Annotated in this window: 17 protein-coding genes; 8 read left to right on the top strand and 9 right to left on the bottom strand. The window is 72.7% G+C overall.

Features of this window, described 5'->3' with window-relative positions:
• The first annotated feature begins 255 nt into the window (after positions 1-255).
• Together FH715_RS01255 and FH715_RS01250 are read left to right on the top strand one after the other, a co-directional pair.
• Positions 256-1,185, top strand: coding sequence for a GH25 family lysozyme (locus tag FH715_RS01255; protein WP_425472643.1), 930 nt, complete (start codon positions 256-258; stop codon positions 1,183-1,185).
• 201 nt (positions 1,186-1,386) lie between these two features.
• Positions 1,387-2,058 (top strand): peptidoglycan recognition protein family protein, encoded by a 672-nt coding sequence (locus FH715_RS01250; protein WP_139640098.1) that lies wholly within the window; start codon positions 1,387-1,389, stop codon positions 2,056-2,058.
• 93 nt (positions 2,059-2,151) lie between these two features.
• Here FH715_RS01250 and FH715_RS01245 read toward each other — a convergent pair whose 3' ends face one another.
• From FH715_RS01245 to FH715_RS01235, 3 genes are all read right to left on the bottom strand, one after another.
• Positions 2,152-2,922: a helix-turn-helix transcriptional regulator gene (locus FH715_RS01245; protein WP_139640097.1), complete on the bottom strand. Its 771-nt coding sequence runs from the start codon at positions 2,920-2,922 to the stop codon at positions 2,152-2,154.
• Between the two features lie 117 nt (positions 2,923-3,039).
• Positions 3,040-3,840: a hypothetical protein gene (locus FH715_RS01240; protein WP_139640096.1), complete on the bottom strand. Its 801-nt coding sequence runs from the start codon at positions 3,838-3,840 to the stop codon at positions 3,040-3,042.
• 375 nt (positions 3,841-4,215) lie between these two features.
• Entirely contained in the window at positions 4,216-5,037 is an 822-nt protein-coding gene (locus FH715_RS01235) for a DUF6008 family protein (RefSeq protein ID WP_211367366.1), read from the bottom strand.
• Positions 5,038-5,240: 203 nt separating this feature from the next.
• Between FH715_RS01235 and FH715_RS01230 the strand changes: the two genes are divergently transcribed.
• Both FH715_RS01230 and FH715_RS01225 read left to right on the top strand, forming a co-directional pair.
• Positions 5,241-6,224 (top strand): DUF1702 family protein, encoded by a 984-nt coding sequence (locus FH715_RS01230; protein ID WP_139640095.1) that lies wholly within the window; start codon positions 5,241-5,243, stop codon positions 6,222-6,224.
• Positions 6,225-6,336: 112 nt separating this feature from the next.
• Positions 6,337-7,086 carry an SDR family oxidoreductase gene (locus FH715_RS01225; RefSeq protein ID WP_139640094.1) on the top strand — a complete coding sequence of 250 codons (750 nt, stop codon included), beginning with the start codon at positions 6,337-6,339 and terminating at the stop codon, positions 7,084-7,086.
• A gap of 107 nt (positions 7,087-7,193) precedes the next feature.
• On the opposite strand, the gene FH715_RS01220 is transcribed toward FH715_RS01225, so the two are convergent.
• From FH715_RS01220 to FH715_RS01195, 6 genes are all read right to left on the bottom strand, one after another.
• A complete protein-coding gene (locus tag FH715_RS01220; RefSeq protein ID WP_170184593.1) occupies positions 7,194-8,642 on the bottom strand; it encodes an MFS transporter in 1,449 nt (482 codons plus the stop codon).
• Positions 8,643-9,018: 376 nt separating this feature from the next.
• The gene (locus FH715_RS01215; RefSeq protein WP_139640093.1) at positions 9,019-9,603 is read right to left on the bottom strand and encodes a TIGR03086 family metal-binding protein; all 585 of its coding nucleotides are present in this window, start codon (positions 9,601-9,603) and stop codon (positions 9,019-9,021) included.
• On the bottom strand, positions 9,600-10,667 hold the full coding sequence (locus FH715_RS01210) for a sigma-70 family RNA polymerase sigma factor (protein ID WP_139640092.1): 1,068 nt from the start codon (positions 10,665-10,667) through the stop codon (positions 9,600-9,602). Before FH715_RS01210 ends, FH715_RS01215 begins: the two co-directional genes overlap by 4 nt.
• A 63-nt stretch (positions 10,668-10,730) precedes the next feature.
• The gene (locus tag FH715_RS01205; RefSeq protein WP_139640091.1) at positions 10,731-11,795 is read right to left on the bottom strand and encodes a carboxymuconolactone decarboxylase family protein; all 1,065 of its coding nucleotides are present in this window, start codon (positions 11,793-11,795) and stop codon (positions 10,731-10,733) included.
• Positions 11,796-11,895: 100 nt separating this feature from the next.
• Positions 11,896-12,891: a DUF1702 family protein gene (locus tag FH715_RS01200; RefSeq protein ID WP_139640090.1), complete on the bottom strand. Its 996-nt coding sequence runs from the start codon at positions 12,889-12,891 to the stop codon at positions 11,896-11,898.
• A gap of 47 nt (positions 12,892-12,938) precedes the next feature.
• Positions 12,939-13,742 carry a TIGR03084 family metal-binding protein gene (locus FH715_RS01195; protein WP_211367364.1) on the bottom strand — a complete coding sequence of 268 codons (804 nt, stop codon included), beginning with the start codon at positions 13,740-13,742 and terminating at the stop codon, positions 12,939-12,941.
• A 314-nt stretch (positions 13,743-14,056) separates the two neighbouring features.
• On the opposite strand from FH715_RS01195, the gene FH715_RS01190 reads away from it, so the two are divergent.
• From FH715_RS01190 to FH715_RS01175, 4 genes are all read left to right on the top strand, one after another.
• Entirely contained in the window at positions 14,057-14,491 is a 435-nt protein-coding gene (locus tag FH715_RS01190) for an SgcJ/EcaC family oxidoreductase (RefSeq protein WP_139640089.1), read from the top strand.
• A gap of 244 nt (positions 14,492-14,735) precedes the next feature.
• Positions 14,736-15,266: a DUF5987 family protein gene (locus tag FH715_RS01185; protein WP_139640387.1), complete on the top strand. Its 531-nt coding sequence runs from the start codon at positions 14,736-14,738 to the stop codon at positions 15,264-15,266.
• Complete coding sequence (locus FH715_RS01180; protein WP_139640088.1) at positions 15,263-16,930, top strand: GMC family oxidoreductase N-terminal domain-containing protein; 1,668 nt, start codon at positions 15,263-15,265, stop codon at positions 16,928-16,930. The genes FH715_RS01185 and FH715_RS01180 overlap by 4 nt, the downstream gene beginning before the upstream one ends.
• Positions 16,931-17,020: 90 nt before the next feature.
• Positions 17,021-18,079, top strand: a complete 1,059-nt coding sequence (locus FH715_RS01175; RefSeq protein ID WP_139640087.1) for a carboxymuconolactone decarboxylase family protein — start codon at positions 17,021-17,023, stop codon at positions 18,077-18,079.
• Positions 18,080-18,115: the final 36 nt, after the last annotated feature.

Below are 18,115 nucleotides of genomic sequence, written 5' to 3'. Positions count from 1 at the left end.
GGGTGAGGGTCTGTCACGTGCCGTGTTCGGTAGGCGCGTTGAGGGGCGCGAGGTGGCCACCCGGTGGCGCTCGGTGGCGAAGCGGTGAAAGTTCGTCGATACGGGGTCGTGTCGGTGCAGTTGGGCGAGTTCTTCACTGGGCTAGACCGGTGGGGTGCGTGGAAAGCCCTTCCGGAGGGGCGGGTCTACGTGCGTAAACTGGCTCTGACGTGACGTGCTCTCGTCAAGTGCAGCTGATCCGTACCGTCCCCCTCGATGCTTCAGGAGTCAGTCATGCTCTTCTCCCGTTCCCTCACCCGCCGTGCGCGGTTGCGCATGGCAACCGTGGGTGGTGTCTTCACCGCCGTGTTCGGGCTGCTGCTCACCACTCCGTCGGCCGCCGCCGACGCCTCCGAGCCGGCCGCCGGGCCGAGCGAGGTGCCCGCCGCCGTCGGTACGCTCGCCGAGGGCGAGGCGTTCATGGGCGCGGGGACCGCCATCCACGAGGGGCGTGAACTGGACGCCAGGGATGGTGGCACCATCGACCCGATGGACACCTCCGGTGTTCAGGGGATCGACGTCTCGCACTGGCAGGGGTCCATCAACTGGACCTCCGTGCGCGGCGCGGGCATCCAGTTCGCCTGGATGAAGGCCACCGAGGGCACCAGCTTCCGCGACTCCAGCTTCAACACCAACTACCCGGCCTCGCACGGCGCCGGTGTGATCAGGGGCGCGTACCACTTCGCCCGCCCCGACGTGTCGAACGGCGCCACGCAGGCCACCTTCTTCGCCTCCAACGGTGGCGCCTGGTCGCGTGACAACCTCACGCTGCCCGGCGTGCTCGACATCGAGTCCAACCCGTACGGCTCCCAGTGCTACGGCCTGTCGCAGACTCAGATGCGCACCTGGATCAACGACTTCTACAACACCTACAAGTCCCGGACCACCCGTGACGTGGTGATCTACACGACCGCCAGCTGGTGGAACACCTGCACCGGCAACTGGTCGGGCATGTCCACGAAGGCCCCGCTGTGGGTGGCCCACTGGACCACCGGCAGCCCGACCATCCCGGCCGGCTTCCCGACCTGGACGGCCTGGCAGTACACCGACCGCGGTTCGGTGAGCGGCGTCTCCGGCGGCGTCGACCGCAACAAGTTCAACGGGACCAGGGAGCGGCTGCTGGCGCTCGCCAACAACACCGCCTGACACGGTTGTTGGCTCGCTCCCCGCGGTGGGCCGGCGCCGGCGCCGGCCCACCGCTCATTCGTTCCGCTCGCTCCGCACCGCTCGTTCGTTCCGTTTCTCGCGCACGCCACCGCTTTCTTCCGCACGGCCGCGCAGCCTCCCCCACACCCCGCCGGGCGCTCCCTGACGTCCGGCGACCCCGCAGAGCCCAAGGAGTTCCCCATGGCACGTGACCTCTCCCTCGGACGCCGGACCTTCTTCGCCGCCGCCGCCGGCGTCACCGCCGCAGCCGCCGTTCCCGGCGTCGCCCGAGCCGCCGGGCGTTCGTCGTCCCGCGCGCGGGTGGCCGAGCCGCCCATCGACGCCACGGACGCCTGGGCCGCGCGGACGCCGTCGGGGGAGATATCGACGCTCAACTACACGCCCAGCATGATCATCGTGCACCACACGGTGAGCGAGAACTCCAACGACTTCTCCCGCGCCCAGGCCCACGCGCACAGCAAGTGGGTTCAGGATCTGCACATGGACGGCAACGGCTGGGTGGACACCGGCTACAACTTCCTGGTCAGCAGGGGCGGGTTCATCACCGAGGGCCGCCACCGCAGCCTCGCCACGCTCCGCGGGGGCAGCAGCTTCGTGTTCGGCGCCCACACGTCGGGTCAGAACGACGTCGGCATCGGCATAGCCAACGAGGGCGCCTACCACGACGGCGCCACGCCGCCCGCCGCGCAGTGGGACGCGCTGGTGCAGCTGTGCGCGCACGCGGCCTCGCAGTACACGATCGACCCGCAGGAGATCTACGGGCACATGGACTTCGGCAACACGCAGTGCCCGGGCATCTTCCACGACATGCTGCCGCAACTGCGGGACGAGGTCGCGGCGTTGCTTGGCTGAACGGCTGAACGGCTGAACGGCTGGACGGCTGAACGGCTGAACGGTCGGGGTCGATTGTGGGCGACCGGGGGGGCGTCCGCGCCCCCCGGAGGTTCAGTCGTCGAGAAGCCCCAGGTCGGCGGCGAGGGCGCCGGCCTGGAAGCGGGAACGGGCGCCCAACCGGCTCATGATCTCCGCGACATGGCGGCGGTAGGTCCGCACCGACATCCCCAGCTCGCGGGCGGCCGTCTCGTCGGTCACCCCCTCGCTCAGCGCCCTGAGCACCGCACGCGTCAGCGGGGCGCCTCCCCGGCCGTCCCACCCGGGGAGGCCCGGCGGCGCCGAACGCCGCCACAGCCCCTCGAAGAGCGACAGCAGCGTGCCCACGAGCGTGGCGTCGTCGACCTGCGCCGCGCACCTGCCGAGCGCCGAGTCGACCAGGACCAGTGCGGTGGTCCCGTCGATCAGCAGCAAGCCCATCGGCGGCAGCGGCGCGGTGCGCCAGTGGCCCGGCAGCCCCGGTGCGAGGTGGTCGCTACCAGTGGTCAGCCCCCTGACGCGCGCCGGTCCCCCATACCGTGCCAGGGCCTCGTGCAACGCGTCGTCGAGCCCCTGGTCGGGGTCCGGTCGCGTTCCCCGCTCCCGAGCCGGCTCGCGCGCCGGCGCGAGCACGGCGTCGACGCGCTCCTCGGCCGTCGCGCACAACCGCGCGACCCGGTCGTGCAGTGCCCCGCCCTCCTGACGGAGCGGGGTGATCGGCCCCCGGCCCGAGCCCGGCGCCCGATGGCGGCTGAGGAGGTCGAGCAGCCCGGCCACCTCCGGTGGCGCGGGGGGCCCTTTCTCGTTCTCTTGCCCGTTCTCGACGGGTGGATGGTCGGTGGGCATGGCAATTCCCCCAGTGTCATCGCCGCGTTGTCGCCCGTTCTTCCTCACCACCGGGCCCGCGCACGGACCGGCTACTCCTTCCGGTCCCGCCCGGTCGTTCGCCCGGCGTCTCCTCCGCTAGGACGCGTTCGGCGGGCCGGCGGTGGGCAGCACACCCAACTCGGCGGCGCGCGCGCCGGCCTGGAAGCGCGAGGTGATGCCCAGGTCGCGCATGATCTGGGCGACCGTCCGCCGGTAGGTGCGCGGCGAGACGGCCATCCGGCGGGCGGCTGCCTCGTCGGTGAGGCCGCCGCGCAGGCACCGCAGCACGTTCTGCGCGGGCTCGGTCCGCAGCCTGGCGACCGCGCCGTGGAAGTCGCTCAGCGGCCTGGCCGCCTGCCAGGCGCCCCGCAGCAGTTGACAGGTGACGGCGACCATCGCCGGGTCGCGCACCAGGGCCGGCCGCTGCCCGTTGGCCGCCCGCGGAGGAACGATCAACGCCAGCTCGCCGTCGACCAGCAGAATCTCCCGCGGCTGGCCCGCGTCCACGCGGATCTCGCAGCCGCCGGCGGCGAGCGCCAGCAGGCGCGCACGGGAGGCGCGCACGGCGCGCGGCGTCAACAGCACGCGCGCCGGTACACCGCGCGCCCTCGCCGTCTCCAACGCGCGCAGCCCGCCGGCGAGCAAGGTGGTCAACTCCGGCCTCCCACTGGTGGTGACCACCGCGAAGTGGTCAGCCCGGTCGAGCAGCCGCCGCGCCGTCGCCGGCAGTCGGGTGCCGTCGAGGTGACGGACGGCGGACCGGGCGGCCGGCCGGTGCCGGCGGGCGGTGCCGGCCGAGGCCGCCGCCCCCGGCGGGCGGCGTTCGACGCCCGGAAGGTCGGGGGGCCGAGCCGGCTGTGGTGCGCGTTCCGCGTGGGTGCTGCCCAGGACAAACACGATTCCCCGTTCGTGTCAGGGCATCGCCGTTCCAGGAGGGACGCGCGCGGGCACGTCCGCGGGGGCATGCCTGACAGGACATGGGAGAGCGCGAGGGCCCGACTGCCGCCGCGGGCGAGGTCGCCCCGAGGGCCGGCTGGTCAGGCGCGCTGTCAGGCCACTCACTTCCCCCGTGAAACAAGCCTGGCGACTACGTCCAAAAGCGTATGGGCGCTTCCTGTAAAGAGTCAACGTCGCTCGGGCGAAGACCGCACAGGCCCCGAGCGCCTTGCGGTGGCCTGGGCTGTTTTGCCCCCTCCTCGGGTCCTGCTTCACGACGGCGAACCGCGTTCGGCCGGCCGGGCCCTCCGTTGGAGCGTCAGGAGGTCGGGAGCGTCAACGCGGCGGGGTGTCGGGGGCGCCCCTGGAGGGCGTGGTGGCGTGCTCTCGCGCCGGCGAAGCGGCCGGTTCCTCGGCCACGGGGGCGTCGGCGGGTGCCAGCCTGGGCCGGGTGGCGCGCGCGACTGGGGCCGCGCCCGGTGAGCCCGCGTTCGCCCGGTAGGTGGCCTCGATTTCCCGGCGCTCCAACCACAGGTGGCGCAGGGCCAGCATGAAGATCACCGAGCCCATGACGTTGGCGACGAAGTGCCACCAGACCCGGTAGGTCCACAGACCGGGGCCCGGTTCCATCACCCCGAACCACGTGGACAGCCCGATCGCCTGGCTGGCGCCCAGGGCGATCGAGACGGTGAGCACCAGGTGCTCCACGCCGTGGATGCCCTGCATCCAGACGCCCATCCGCCCCCACTTGCGGGCTTTGGTGTGCAGCGCCCGCCGGGTGATCAGCAGTACCCCGACGAGGCCGGCGAGGAAGACGAAGTTGCCCACCAGGTGCAGGATCTCCATGCCGAGTTCGGGGGTCGAGGAGTCCACCTGCCCGAGCCCTCTGGCGAGGCTGTCCCCCCAGGGGGTCATCCACGCCTCGTCGTTGTTGTGCCCGATCCAGTAGGCGGCCTGCGCGAAGTGTTCCTGTACGTGGGCGAGCTGGCCGACGATGCCGACCAGGATCAGACAGGCCGACGCCTGGAAGAGCATCGGGTGCACCGAGCGACGGTTCGCGTAGGCCAGCACCCCGACGGCCGCCCACATGGCGACCGCCCAGAGCACGAGTAATACCGCCCCGAGAACGTCCAGGAAAGATGCGTGGTCGTGCGTCATTTCGCCTCCCGCTACCGACTGCGGACCGTGTGCCGTTGAGGACTTCGATTCACGGTAGTCGCCCGTCGGGTGCGCCCCATCCTCGAAGTTGCTCAGTTTTCCGCAAGTTCCGCGCGCACGAAAACAATCAGGAAGATGCGGGCCGCTGAGATGCCGACCATCATGGGCCACGCAAATGGCCGCAGCGTAGGAAAGGACGTTCTATGCCAACACTGTTGGGGTCGCTGCGCAGGCTCGCACTCACCCCTTCGCTCCGCGACGTCACTTTCAATCGGCGTGGGTTTCCCGTAAAGGCGACGTCGCGCACCGAGCGCTTGGAGGTGATACCCCAGTCGGTGATCTGCGGATTCGAATGGGCGATTGAGGCGCGTGGTCTGTGGGAGGTGGAACGAAGGCTCCTGATGGTGGAACCCGAATTGCGCGGCTACGCCTACGAGGGCGCCACCATGGCCTACACCATTCGCGACGCGATCCATGGCAAGCGCACCAGGGAGTTGCTGCTGGGGCCGGCCCAACCGCACTTGTTCCTCAGCTATATCGGGGTGGGCTTCGCCCTGTCCCGGCTGCCGAGGCGGCTGTGGCGGAAGGTAGTGCCCGACCTCACGGGTTCGCGGTACTACCCGCGGGTGACCTGGTTGGCCGTGGACGGGTACGGCTTCGACCGCGCGTACTTCCATACCGACCGGTGGGTGTCCGCTCAGAAGGTGCCGCACGCCTACCCCTGGGCCGGCTCGGGTGACTACTTCCTGCGCGCCGTCGACCAGGGGATCGGCCGGGCGCTGTGGTTCATCCACGGCGCGGGGGTCGCCGCGGTCACCGACGCCGTGCTGCGGTTCCCCGAGCACCGGCGCGCGGACCTGTGGAGCGGGGTCGGCCTCGCCGCCACCTTCGCCGGCGGCTGCGAGTCGGAGGACTTCTCCGCGCTGCGCCGGCTCTCCGGAGAGCACTGGGCCGAGGTCGGGTTGGGCACCGTGCTGGCCGTCAAGGCGCGGGTGCACGCCGGCTTCGTACCGAAGCACACCGAGCCGGCCTCCGCTCTCCTCGCCGGCATGTCGGTGCCGGAGGCCGTCGCGCTCGCCGACCGGGCCGAGGAGTCCGGCGGTCGTGCGGAGGCGGGCCTGTCCTACGAGGGTTGGCGCCGCCGGATCGCCGGCCGCATTCCGCAGGCCGAAGCGGATCGGAGATGACCCCGGCCACGCGGACACCGTGGCGCGATGAGTTCGCACGCCCCGTGCGATCTCTACTGATGTGCCGTCAGCTCGGCGGCCAGGGAAGGCAGCGCACTTCGAGGAGTGAGACATGAACCCACAGGACATCGCCGGCACCACGGCCCTGGTCACGGGCGCGAGCCGGGGTTTCGGCCGGGGCATCGCCACCGCCCTGGCCGAAGCGGGGGCCAGGGTGGTGGGGGTCGCGCGGGACGGTGAGGCGCTGGCCGAGTTGCGCGAACGGCTCGGGGACGGTTTCGTGCCGGTGGTCGCCGACGCGGCCGACCCGGTCACCGCCGGCCGGCTGCTTGACACCCACCGGCCCCGCACCCTGGTGCTCAACGCCGGCGCCAACCCCCTGACCCGACCGCTGCACCAGCAGACCTGGGAGTCGTTCAGCCGGCCGTGGCAGGTGGACGTCCAGCAGGCGTTCCACTGGTGTCGCGAGGTGCTGCTCCGGCCGCTCGACCCGGGCAGTACCGTGATCGCCCTCTCCAGCGGAGCCGCTGTCAACGGCTCGCCGCTCAGTGGCGGCTACGCCGGAGCCAAGGCGACCGTGCGTTTCGTCACCGCCTACGCGGCGGCGGAGGCTGAGCGGCTCGGGCTCGACACCAGGTTCGTCTCGCTTCTGCCCAAGCTGACCCCGGAGACGGAGCTGGGCGCCGGGGGCGTGGCCGCCTACGCCGCCCAACAGGGCGTGGACGTGCCGACGTTTCTCGAAGCGATGGGACCGGCGCTCACCGTCGAACAGGTCGGCAAGGCCGTCATCGACGTGCTGTCCGATCCCGACCACGGGCTGGCCTGCCTGCTCACCCCCGCCGGCCTCAGGGCCATGGCCTGATTTCACGACCGTCCGGCCGAGTCGGCCGGGGAAGAGACGGGCCCCGGCGAGAGCGCACTCGCCGGGGCCCCGCTGTGTGCCGGCGCGTCGAACGGCCGGCGGACCGGTCAGGCAGCCACTGGCTTGGCCGTGTCGGCCCTGGGGGTGGGGTCACCCGGGTGCGGCAGCGACTCCTCGGCCTTGGACGGGGCGAGGAACGCGGCTACCAGGCCCAGCAGCGCGACCCCGGCGGCCACCCACTCGGCTGCCTTGAACCCGTCGATGAACGCTTCGGGCGAGGCATAGCTGCCGTTGGCGGTGAACACGGCGGCGAGGATGGCGACGCCGAAGACCCCGCCCACCTCGCGCAGCGCGTTGTTGGTGCCGGCCGCGACGCCCGAGTCGTTGACGGGGACCGCGGCCACGACCGCGTTCGCGACGGTCGGGAAGCAGAACGCGATGCCGATGCCGGCGATGACCAGCGGCGCGACCAGGGTGCCGAAGCCCACGCCGAGTTCGCTGACGGCGGCGAGCCACCCCAGCCCGATGCCCTGGAGCAGCAGTCCGCTGATCATGAACGGCCGGTTCCCGAAGCGGTCGGCGAGCGCCCCGGCGACCGGCGCGAACAGCAGCGGCATCCCCGTCCACACGAGGATGCGCAGCCCGGCCTCGAAGGGCTGGTAGCCCATGCCGATCTGGAAGAACTGCGAGATCATGAAGAGCGAGCCGATCAGCGAGATGAACTGGCAGAAGATCACGCCGTTCGCCGTCGAGAAGCCGCGCCTGCGGAAGTACTCCAGCGGCAGCATCGGATGGTGGGCCCGGCGTTCCCAGCCGAGGAAGGCCGAGAGGAGCGCGGCGCCGACCACCAGCGAGCCGATCACCTCGACGCTGTCCCAACCCTCGCTCGGGGCACGCACCGGTGCCCAGGTCAACGCGAAGAGCCCGGCGATCACCAGGGGCAGGCCCACCAGGTCCAACTGCGGCCGGGGGCCGCGGCTCTCGCGCAACAGGAGGCCGGAGAGGACCATGGCGACGACGCCAACCGGCACGTTGATCCAGAAGATCCACTGCCATGCGATGCCCTCGACAATCGCGCCGCCCACCACCGGGCCGGTGCCGACGCCCAGCCCGGTGATCCCGCCCCAGATACCGATGGCCATGCCGCGTTTCTCGGTGGGGAAAGCGTCGCTGATCAGGGTCAGGGTCAACGGCAGCACCACGGCGGCCCCGACGCCCTGCACCACCCGGGCGGCGATCAGTCCGTCCGAGGTGGTGGCAAGGGCGCACGCCGCCGAGGCGGCGGTGAACACCCCGAGTCCGACGATGTACATGCGGCGCCGGCCGAACCGGTCGCCGAGCGCGGCTCCGGTCAACATCAGTGCGCCGAAAGCCAGGTTATAGGCGTTGATCGTCCATTCCAGGTCGGAAAGGCTGGCGTTCAGATCCTCCTGGAGAGTGGGCAGCGCGGTCGACACCACCACGACGTCCAACGCGGCGACGAAAGTGCCGATCGAGGCCAGGATCAGCGTCCATGTGGTGCGTGCCCCGCCCCCCTGCTTCGTGACGTTCGCCATCAGTGGCTCCCCTCGGTCTGAACCGGGAGCGGCGCGCTCCGTGCCGCGGCCTTTCGGCGCGTCCCGGGCGTGAGTTCGGACATGGTGGTTTCTCCGTTCAATGCGTCGTCTCGTACGCGGGAGGGAACATGCGGGCGAATACGCGGGGGAGCCCCCGGAAGTCGGCGGCCCGGTCACGGATTCGCCCGGATGACGGCTGAATACGGACTTCCGGGGGCGATTCCTCGGCGGAGCCCGGAGGGAGGGGGAGAAGTGACGTTGCGTCCCTCCGGGCTCCACCTATAGAGATCCGAGGGGCGCGGCAAACTCATCGTGCTCGGCGCGCCGTCCCCCGGGAATTCGCCGGACGGCGCGGTGGCCCTCGCGGTCGGCGCGGTCAGCGCGTGGGCGACCTGCCGAGCAGCGCCACCAGCCGGTCGCCGGGGCCGGCCGTGGGGGCCACCACGACGGGCGCGGCGAACAGCGCCTCGTGCGGGGCGCCCCCCAGCACCACGGGCAGTACGGTCAGCATGTCGGAGGCCAGTTCGGCCGATATTGGTCGGGGCGCGCCACAGGCGATGCCCAGGTCCCAGCCGTGCACCGCGATCTCGATCGCGCCGACGACCGCGACGATGTCGGTCGCCAGCGGCAGCCCGCCGACCTCCATCAGGTCTCTTGAGCCGGCCGAAGCGGGCCAGCCGCGCAGCAGTTCCCCGCTGCGCCGGTGGAACTCGGCGATCAACTCGGCCGAGGACTCCGCCCCGCCGGGGCCTGTCGAGGGCGGCACGGTCAGGCAACCGGAGTCCGCGCCCTTCTGGAGCAGCGCCATCGACTCGTTGAGATGGCCGAGCAGCGCCCGCACGTTCCACTCGGCGCAGGGTGTCGGGCGGTCGAGATGGTGCGGGGCCACCGCGTCGACGCTGTCCCTCCCGAAGCTGACGGCCCGCGTGAGCAGGTCGAGGCCGGAGGCCGACCCGGTCACCGGAGGGCGCGCGTTCGTGCAGGGGCCAGTCGGGGCGGCAGGCCGAAGGTGTCGAACAACTCGCCGTCCAGGAAGGCGAGGATGCCGCCGATCCGATCGCCGGAGAACGTCAGCAGCTGGAGCGCGTGCGCGTGGTGCCAGCCGTCGGGACCGCGGCGGTAAGCGGCGAGCGCCGGCTGACCGTTGGCCGTGGTGCCCAGCAGCCGGTGCGCGCCAGGCGCGGTCAGGATGCGCGTCGACATGAAGCGCAGCACCGCGTCGCGGCCGGCGAACCAGGTGACGTTCGGTGGCATCTCCAGCGTCACGTCCGCACGTAGCAGCCGCAGCAGCGCGGGGATGTCTGCCCGCTCGAACGCGGCGACATACTGCTCCAACAGGGCGCGGCGGCGCGGTTCGTCGGGCTCCTCCACCTCGTCCTCGATCGGCCCGACGCGCTCCAACTGGGCGCGTGCGCGTTGCAGGGCACTGTTGACCGCGGCCGTGCTGGTGCCGAGCAGCTCGGCGACCTCGGCCGCCGGCCAACCCAGCACCTCCCGCATCAGCAGCACCACCCGCTGGCGGGCCGGCAGGTACTGGAGGGCCGCGATGAGCGCCAGCCGGAAGCTGCCGCGCGAGGCGACGACCGCGGCCGGGTCGGCGGCCATCGTGCTGAGGACGGTGTCCGGCAGCGGCTGCACCCAGCTGACGTCGCGCCCGGCGACGACCAGCCGCTGCTCCGGGTCCTCGCTCGGTGCGCCGAGCCCGGAGGGCAGCAGCCGCCTGCTGCGGTGTTCGAGCGAGGCGAGGCACGCGTTGGTCGCCACCCGGTAGAGCCAGAAGCGCAACGAGGAACGGCCCTCGAAGCCGTCGAACGAGCGCCAGGCGCGAAGATAGGTCTCCTGCACCAGGTCCTCCGCGTCGTGCACCGACCCCACCATCCGGTAGCAGTGCGCCAGCAGCTCCTTGCGGAACGGGTCGGTGAGCCGCACGAAGTCCGCCCGGTCCGGGGCGGGTTCGCCGCTGGGACCGGCCGGCCCGGGGCGGACCGCCGTCTCGGGCCTGGCTTCCGTCGCCTCGCTGCTCATGTCCACTCCCTGACTACGACGTTGGCGGTGGCTCGGAGTAGAGACCCCGCGGGGCGCCAGGACTCATCGCTCCGCCCCGCCCCGTGTCTCGGGCACCCGCGCCGCACCGACGGTCCAGCCGGTGATCCGCCGCGCCGCAAGCAGCGCCGACCAGGCGACCAGCCCCAGCAGCGCGTCGTCCGCCGGGTGGGTCGCCCGGAATTCCCGCACCTCGGCCCCGGTCACCCGGTAGGGCGCGAGCGCGGTCAGCAGCGCCAGCCGCGCCGCCGGTCTCTCGTCCGAGGGGAGCGGCTCCACCAGGGAGTCGACCCATGCGCCCGAGAGTCCGAGCGGGTCGCCACGCCAGTCGCCGACCACGTCGCCGACCAGGCGGCGGATCGCATCCGTCGTCGCCGCGGTGGCCGACGCCTCGACGGCGCCGTGCAGTTGGGCGAAGGCGTCGGCGACCGGTGGGTTGGAGCGCGCCCAGCCCAGCTCCGACGGGAGCGGCCGTGGCGCGCGGACCAGCCCGGCGGCAAGCCCGGGCGGGTTGGTCGCGGCCACCCGGCTGGCCATGGCGCGCCCGCCGACCCGCCGGGCGACCCGCAGCGTGCGGCCGGCGCCCGGCAGGAAGGACCCCTCGACCAGTACGTTGATCGCCCGGTTCAGGAAGTGGAAGTACTGCCAGACGCCGACGAACTCCGGCGTCTGCGCGGCACTGAACGGCGTCGGCGACGCGCCCGCCTCGGTCATCCCGGACCCGGCCCACCTGCTCAGCTCGCGGTAGGCCGGGTCGAGGTCGTCCACCGCGACGCCGTCCAGCAGCCCGGTGGCGAAGGCGCTGGCCCCGCCGCCGTAGAGCATCACCGTGTGGGCGTCCACGCAGTAGGGGCACTCGTTGAGCCGGGAGACGGTCGCGGCCAGTGCCTCCTTCGCCAGCCGGGGGGCGTGGCCTGTGGCGAGCAACGTCTCGCGGAAGGCGACCCAGTTCGCGACGAGCAGCTCAGGAGCCGCTGAGAACATGGTCACCGCCTCGACGAGCCGGCCCAGTTCGCTTCTGGCTTGCCCGTACACCGCCGCCACCGCCCCGGTCGCCCGCTCGGGCGGCACGGTCGCGACGTAGCGCACGCGTCTCGACGCGTCGGCCATGCGGACCACCTCTCGTTGTCGCTGGGGAGACACCCGGGGGACCGGGGCGGTCGCCGGGTGGCGTGTGCGTGCCGTGTGCGCTGTGCCCGCCGTGCCGCGCTCAGGCGAAGTGCCGCATCACGCGCTGTCGGAAGACCTCGTAGGCGGGGGTCCGTCCCTCGTCACGCAGGTCGACCACGCCGGCGGCGGCCAGTTCGGCCGCGGCGTGCGCGTCCCTGCGGCAGAAGAGCCGCGCCGCTGCCTCGTGGTGCGGTGTGACCAGGTCGGCCACGGCACGGGCGCGCAGCGCGAACACCGCGCCCTGGCCGACCTCGGCGCGGTAGGCGGAGGTGCCCTTGGCGAACGCCTCCAGTTGGTCGGCCTCGACGCCGCCCGCGTAGGTCACGGCCAGGGCCGCCCCCGACACCAGGTCGGCGCGGCGCTCCGGGGGAAAGCCCTCGATGGTGGTCAGCAGCCGTTCCACGTCCCCGCCGTGGGTGAACCACATGCCGCGCCCGACGCCCTGGTCGACCACCCGGCGGGTGTAGTCGGCCGGCCCCGGCCAGGGGTAGGGGCCGCCGACGTGCTGCCCCTCCACCCAGGTGCGGTGGTCGAAGAACGCCATGTGGAAGCCGTAGCCGTCCATGATCAGCCAGTTGAGGGCCGGGTGGTCGGCGAGGGCCCGCGCGTCGGGGAGCGCGCGGCGCCAGAGCGCGCGAGGCAGTCGTGCCAGCGCGAAGCCCACGCCGATGTAGGCCATGAAGATGTGCCGCGAGCCGGGGCCGGAGGTGAAGTCGGGTCCGGCGAGGAAGGTCTCCACCAGCCGGTTGCCGCCTGTCGGCCGGAGCACGTCGCGGATGGTCAGGGCCATGGCCGCGCCCTCGTAGGCGAAGCCCTGGTACTCGCGCTCCAGTCCTTCCAGCCGGGTGACCAGCGCCTCGTGTCCCCGCTGCTCGATGCCGAACTCGTATCCCAGCAGGAACTGGAGCGCGCTGTGCTCCAGCTTCGCGCGGGCGGGCGCGCTCGCGGTGTCGAACCCGCGCGTGGTGAAGCGGATCTCGGAGGTGTCCGGGGTGGTCAGGCGCTTACGCAAGGAACCGAGCAGCGTCGCTGTCATGGCAACCTCTCTGACAACGGGTCGACGGCCGGCGGCCGGGGGCCGGCTCAGCCGGGGACGGGCGCGAACTGGCCGGGGCGCCGGCCGTCGCCGGCCGGGCCGCGGTAGGCCTGGGCGATCTCCAACCACGCCGTGGCGGCCACCCCGTTCGCTTCGAGAGAGAGGTCGGTGGCGTGCCGGCGGCGCGCCACCAGCAGGCAGAAGTCGTGCGCGGTGCCGGTGACCCGCTGCTCGGCGTCCTCGGGGCCGAACGCCCACAACTGCCCCGAAGGCGCTGTCAGCTCGAAGCGGAACTCCTCGGCCGGGGGCTTGATGCCCTGGGCCAGATAGGCGAAGTCCCTGGTCCTGACGCCGAAGGCCACCAGGGGGGCGATCCGGTCGGTGGGGGCGCGCCGGATGGCGAGGGCGTCGGCGATGTCCTGGCCGTGCGCGAACACCTCCATCATTCCGGCGCTGGCCAGCACGGCCGGCGGCAGCGGGTTGACCAGCCACGGCACCACGGAGTCGGCGGGCTTGGCCGCCAGCCCCCGGGTGGCGACCTCGCGCTCCGCGCGCCAGCAGGCGAGGTTGGCGGCCGGGGTGTCGCGGCGGTGCTCGGCGAGCGCCGCGTCGATGGCACTCTGGAAGTCCACCCGCGCCGGTGCGGCCAGCGCCTCGAACCGCTCCACGTCGGTGGCGGCAGCGGCGGCGATCCTGGCGATGAAGGCGAGATGGGCGATCTGGTCGGCGATCGTCCAGCCGGCGGCCGGCGTCGGCAGCGCCCACTGGTGCTCGTCCAACTCCGCCACCAGGGCGTCGATCTCCTCACTCTCGGCGGTCAGCGCGGCGTACACGTCCTGTTGTTCCCTCACGCCTTCTCCTCTTTTCCCGGCAGAGCGGGTCGGATTTTCCGGAATCGACGAATGTGGAAGCGGGCCCGGTATCCCGGTAATCGGAATACCGGGCCCCTTGGTTCGTGACTCCGAGTATCACCAGTCAGACGGGTGCTGTCTTCTCGCTGCGTGCTGTCTCGGCGGGCACGCGGAAAGCGGTCGACGGCACCGCAGATCCCGGAGGGCAACCACGAAGATGCGCGCCCCGGCGGCCGGCAGAAGTATTTCCCGTGGCATGGCCGCGCCGACGGCCATGGCGGCACGCTGACCGACCACCACGAAGGGCGGAGCACATGTCCCAGGCCAGTACCCAGGCTTCCAGCGCCGACGAGGCGGTGGACGCCGCCGGCGTCCGCGCGCTCTCGGGCCGCATCGCCGGCGCGTGGGCCGAGAACGACGGAACCGCCTTCGCCGACGTCTTCACCGAGGACGCCACCGTCATCCTGCCGGGTGACGTCTTCCTGCGGGGACGCGCGGAGATCCGCACCTACATGACCGCCGCCTACGCTGGCCCCTACCGGGGAACCCGGGTCACCGGCGACCCCAGGACCGTCACCTTCCTGAGCGAGGACGCCTGCGTGATGGTGACCTACGGGGGCGTGCTGGTGCCGGGGGAGACGGAGGTCGCCGCCGCGCGGGCGATCCGCGCGACCTGGGTCTGCGTCCGCCGGGACGGCGACTGGCACGTCGCGGCTTACCAGAACACGCCCGTCAACACGCCGTCCTGACGGTCGGGAGCCGCCAGGGGAGCGCGGCCCCTCGACCGCGCTCCCCCGGCGGCACCCCTGGCGCGGGTCGGCGCGACTTCCTTCCGCGCGCCTTTTCCGTCTCTTACCCACCCCCCTTCACCCTTTTCTTCTCCGGACCGCCGAACGGGGAATTCCGGGAAACTGCCCGGAATTCCCCGGCACGCGGTCGACGACAGGAGGCACCGCGGTGGCGAACGCCCCGGACGACAGGCAGACAAGGACGATGACGCTGGAGGCGTTCGCCGACACGATCATTCCCGGCGAGAAAAGGTGGCCGGGGGACCGGGCGGTCGCCGGCATCTCCGAGGGCGGTGGCGCCGTCGCCGCGGGCGCCCTCATGCTGCTGGAGATGCCGGAGGGCGGCATGGAGAACGCCCTCGACGATCTGGCCGAGGCGCTCAACGCGCACGCCGACGAGTACCGCGAGCGGCACGCGCTCGCCGAGGACGGCTCGGTGCCCCCGTTCGTCGCGCTGAGCGCCGAGCAACGGGTCGCGCTGGTCGTCGAGTTGACGACGCCAGGGCATCCGGAGAAGGAGTTGTGGACCGGGCTGGCCCTCTTCTGCAACATGGCCTTCGACACCGGTGCGCACTCGCACACCGTGGACGCCCTGCGGGAGGGCCACCCGGGCCTGGTCACCCTCGGCTTCGCCGCGCCAGACAGCGACGGGCTGTGGCGCTTCCCCGACTTCTCCTACCGCGAGCGGTTGGCCTCGCCGCACCCCGACACCACCCCGACAGGGAGTCCGGCATGACCACTTCGGAAGAGACACCGGAAGAGACAGACGTCCTCGTCATCGGCAGCGGCTTCGGCGGAGCCATCCCCGCGTACCATCTCGCCGCCGGCGGCGCGCGGGTGCGGGTCCTGGAGCGCGGGCCGTGGCTGAGCGGGACCGAGTTCGACCACGATTTCCGGTTCGGGTCCTCCACCACCCGGATCTTCGACTTCGTCGTGGGCGACGGGATGAGCGTGCTCAGCGGCAACTGCGTCGGAGGTGGCAGCGTTGTGTACTTCGCCGCGATGCCGCGCGCGCCCCGGTTCGTCTTCGAGCGGCAGGGCAGCATCGGCCGGCGGATGTGGCCGGCCGCCGTCACCCGCGACTCGCTCGACCCCTGGTACGACCGGGTCGTCGAGGCGCTGCCCGTGACGATGTCCGACTGGAACACCGCCACCTACGCGGGCGGCGTCTTCGGCGCCGCCTGCGCCCGGGCCGGCCACACCGCCAACCCGGTGCCGGCCGCGATCGACAACGCGCTGTGCGTCAACTGCAACTGGATGATGTCGGGTTGCCGTTTCGACGCGAAGCGCTCGCTGCTGCTGAACTACCTGCCGGCGGCCGTCGCCCACGGGGCCGAGGTCAGCCCGCTCCACGAGGTGCAGCACATCGCGAGGAATGACGACGGCGGCTTCCTGGTGCACTACGACGTGCTCGACGAGGTCGACTACCGGGTGCGGACCGGGCAGGGCCGCATCCGGGCGAAGATCGTCATCGTCGCGGCGGGGGCCGGCGCCACCCCGGTCATCCTGCGCCGCTCGGAACCCCGTCTCGGCGCGCTGCCACGCGCGGTGGGCCGCTACTTCTCCGGCAACGGGGAGCGGCTCAACACGGCCGTGCTGAACGAGGAGCGGGTCGGCGAACTGCTCGGTCTCTCCCGCGAGGAGGGGGTGGCGTTTCGGGCCGCGCAGATCGGCAAGGGGCCGACCGTGGCGACCTGGGACCGGCTGGACGGCGCCCTCCCGGAGTTCGAGCGGTTCTCGCTGGAACAGCTGTACTTCCCGCCCGGGTTGGGCACCATCCTCGCCCAGGTGCCGGACGCCCAGGGCCCCACCTGGTTCGGCGCGGAGAAGAAGGAGATGCTGCGGGACTGGCAGTCCTGGCTGACGGTCTTCACCATGTCGGAGGACGACAACGAGGGGGTCTTCGGCCCGCCGCCCGAGCGGGGCAACGCGGACCGGCTCTCCCAGCAGATGCTCGGCTTCGGCCCCCTCAGCTACCACCCGACGGCGAACACGCTGCGCGGCTGGGAGCTGTCGGACGCCGCCGTCAGGGAGATCCTGGAACGCGACGGCCTGGCCCGGGTGATGCCCTGGACCAACGACGTCGTGGGCGCCTACACGGTGCATCCGCTCTCCTCTTGCCGTATCGGCGACGACCCGGCGACCTCCGCGCTGGACGACGGCCACCAACTCCGCGGCCACGAGGGCATCTTCGTCACCGACGGCTCGGCGGTGCCCGGCGGCCTCACCGTCAACCCGGCGCTGACCATCGCCGCGCTCGCCGAGCGCGCGGTGCCCGGCATCGTGCGGGCCGCGAGGGAGCGGGGGGTGGCGGTGCGTTACGGCGCTCCCTCGCCCGACGGTTCGACCAGTGGGCGGCGCGCCACGCGCGACAGCGTCGCGCATCTGGTGGGCGACTGAGGGGCCGCCGTTCCGTGTGCCAGGGGTCCACCCGCCGCCAGGACAGGGCGGGCCCCGGCGCGCCATGAGGAGAGAGATGAGGGAGGCACCATGACGGCGCGACTCGTCGGTCGCGCGCTGCGCGGCCTGTCGCTGGCGCAGCTACGCCACGTGACGCCGGTGCGGGCGCGCGCGGCGCCGCCCGGGGTACGGCGCGTGTACCGGGCCGTGGAGCGGGAGTTCGGGGTGCTGGCCCCGCCGTTGGCGGCGCACGCCGCGGCGCCGGCCACCCTGGCGGCCTGCTGGGCGCTGCTGCGGGAAACGCTGCTCGTGCCGGGGGCGGCGAGCCGGGAGGCCAAGGAGGCGGTCGCCGCTGCCGTCTCGGTCGGGAACGTCTGCCCGTACTGCGTCACCATGCACGCCGGTGCGCTGCGCGGCCTGGCCGCCGGCCCGGTGGCGCGCGCCGTCGAGCGCGGTGCGTTCGAGGCGATCCCCGAGGGGGGAACGCGCGCCGTGGCGGGGTGGGCGGCGGCCGGAGCCCGCCGGGATTCGGCCGGGCCGCCCCCTTTCCCCGCCGCCGCGCCCGAACTCATGGGCGTGGCACTGCTGTTGCATTACCTCAACCGCGTGGTCAACGTGTTCCTCGGCGAACTCCCGTTGCCACCGTGGGCGCCGGCCCGCACCATGGGCGCCGTCTCGCCGGTGCTCGCCTGGGTGATCCGCTCGGCCGGCCGGCGCGTCGGCCCGCCGGGCCGGGCCCCGGCGGCGGGCGCGGCCCCGCCGCCCGATCTGCGCTGGGCGGCCGGCAACGGGTCGGTGGCCAGGGCGGTCGCTGAGGCCGCTCTTGCGGCTGAGGCGGCCGGGGCGCGGGCGGCACCGCTCGCGGTGCGGGAGCTGCTCGCCGGGCAACTCGCCGACTGGGACGGCCGGCCGAGGGGGCCGAGTCGCGCCTGGGTCGACGACGCGGTCGCGCCACTCACGCCGGGGGAGCGCCCCGCCGGCCGGGTGGCGCTCCTGGTCGCACTCGCCTCCTACCAGGTCACTGACGACGACCTGGCGGCGCTCCCGGAGCCGGCGCGGGACGAACGCGCGCTGGTCGAGCTCGTCTCCTGGGCCGCCATGGCCGCCGCCAGGACCGTGGTGGCCTGGTCGGCCCCCGAGGCGGCGTAGCGGCTCTCCCCCGGGGGGCCAGCGACGTCCGCGCCG

The organism is Streptomyces sedi (assembly GCF_006335015.1).
GTDB classification, from domain to species: Bacteria; Actinomycetota; Actinomycetes; order Streptomycetales; family Streptomycetaceae; genus Streptomyces; species Streptomyces sedi.
Note: the sequence above shows the minus strand (reverse complement) of the source record. Positions and strands in the feature narration are given on the sequence as shown.

Coding starts and splice junctions, on each gene's coding strand:
- FH715_RS01175 (WP_139640087.1), top strand. CDS start 17,021: ATGACGGCGCGACTCGTCGGTCGCGCGCTGCGCGGCCTGTCGCTGGCG.
- FH715_RS01230 (WP_139640095.1), top strand. CDS start 5,241: ATGCCAACACTGTTGGGGTCGCTGCGCAGGCTCGCACTCACCCCTTCG.
- FH715_RS01220 (WP_170184593.1), bottom strand. CDS start 8,642: ATGGCGAACGTCACGAAGCAGGGGGGCGGGGCACGCACCACATGGACG.
- FH715_RS01185 (WP_139640387.1), top strand. CDS start 14,736: ATGACGCTGGAGGCGTTCGCCGACACGATCATTCCCGGCGAGAAAAGG.
- FH715_RS01255 (WP_425472643.1), top strand. CDS start 256: ATGCTTCAGGAGTCAGTCATGCTCTTCTCCCGTTCCCTCACCCGCCGT.
- FH715_RS01245 (WP_139640097.1), bottom strand. CDS start 2,922: ATGCCCACCGACCATCCACCCGTCGAGAACGGGCAAGAGAACGAGAAA.
- FH715_RS01180 (WP_139640088.1), top strand. CDS start 15,263: ATGACCACTTCGGAAGAGACACCGGAAGAGACAGACGTCCTCGTCATC.
- FH715_RS01200 (WP_139640090.1), bottom strand. CDS start 12,891: ATGACAGCGACGCTGCTCGGTTCCTTGCGTAAGCGCCTGACCACCCCG.
- FH715_RS01225 (WP_139640094.1), top strand. CDS start 6,337: ATGAACCCACAGGACATCGCCGGCACCACGGCCCTGGTCACGGGCGCG.
- FH715_RS01250 (WP_139640098.1), top strand. CDS start 1,387: ATGGCACGTGACCTCTCCCTCGGACGCCGGACCTTCTTCGCCGCCGCC.
- FH715_RS01235 (WP_211367366.1), bottom strand. CDS start 5,037: ATGACGCACGACCACGCATCTTTCCTGGACGTTCTCGGGGCGGTATTA.
- FH715_RS01210 (WP_139640092.1), bottom strand. CDS start 10,667: ATGAGCAGCGAGGCGACGGAAGCCAGGCCCGAGACGGCGGTCCGCCCC.
- FH715_RS01205 (WP_139640091.1), bottom strand. CDS start 11,795: ATGGCCGACGCGTCGAGACGCGTGCGCTACGTCGCGACCGTGCCGCCC.
- FH715_RS01190 (WP_139640089.1), top strand. CDS start 14,057: ATGTCCCAGGCCAGTACCCAGGCTTCCAGCGCCGACGAGGCGGTGGAC.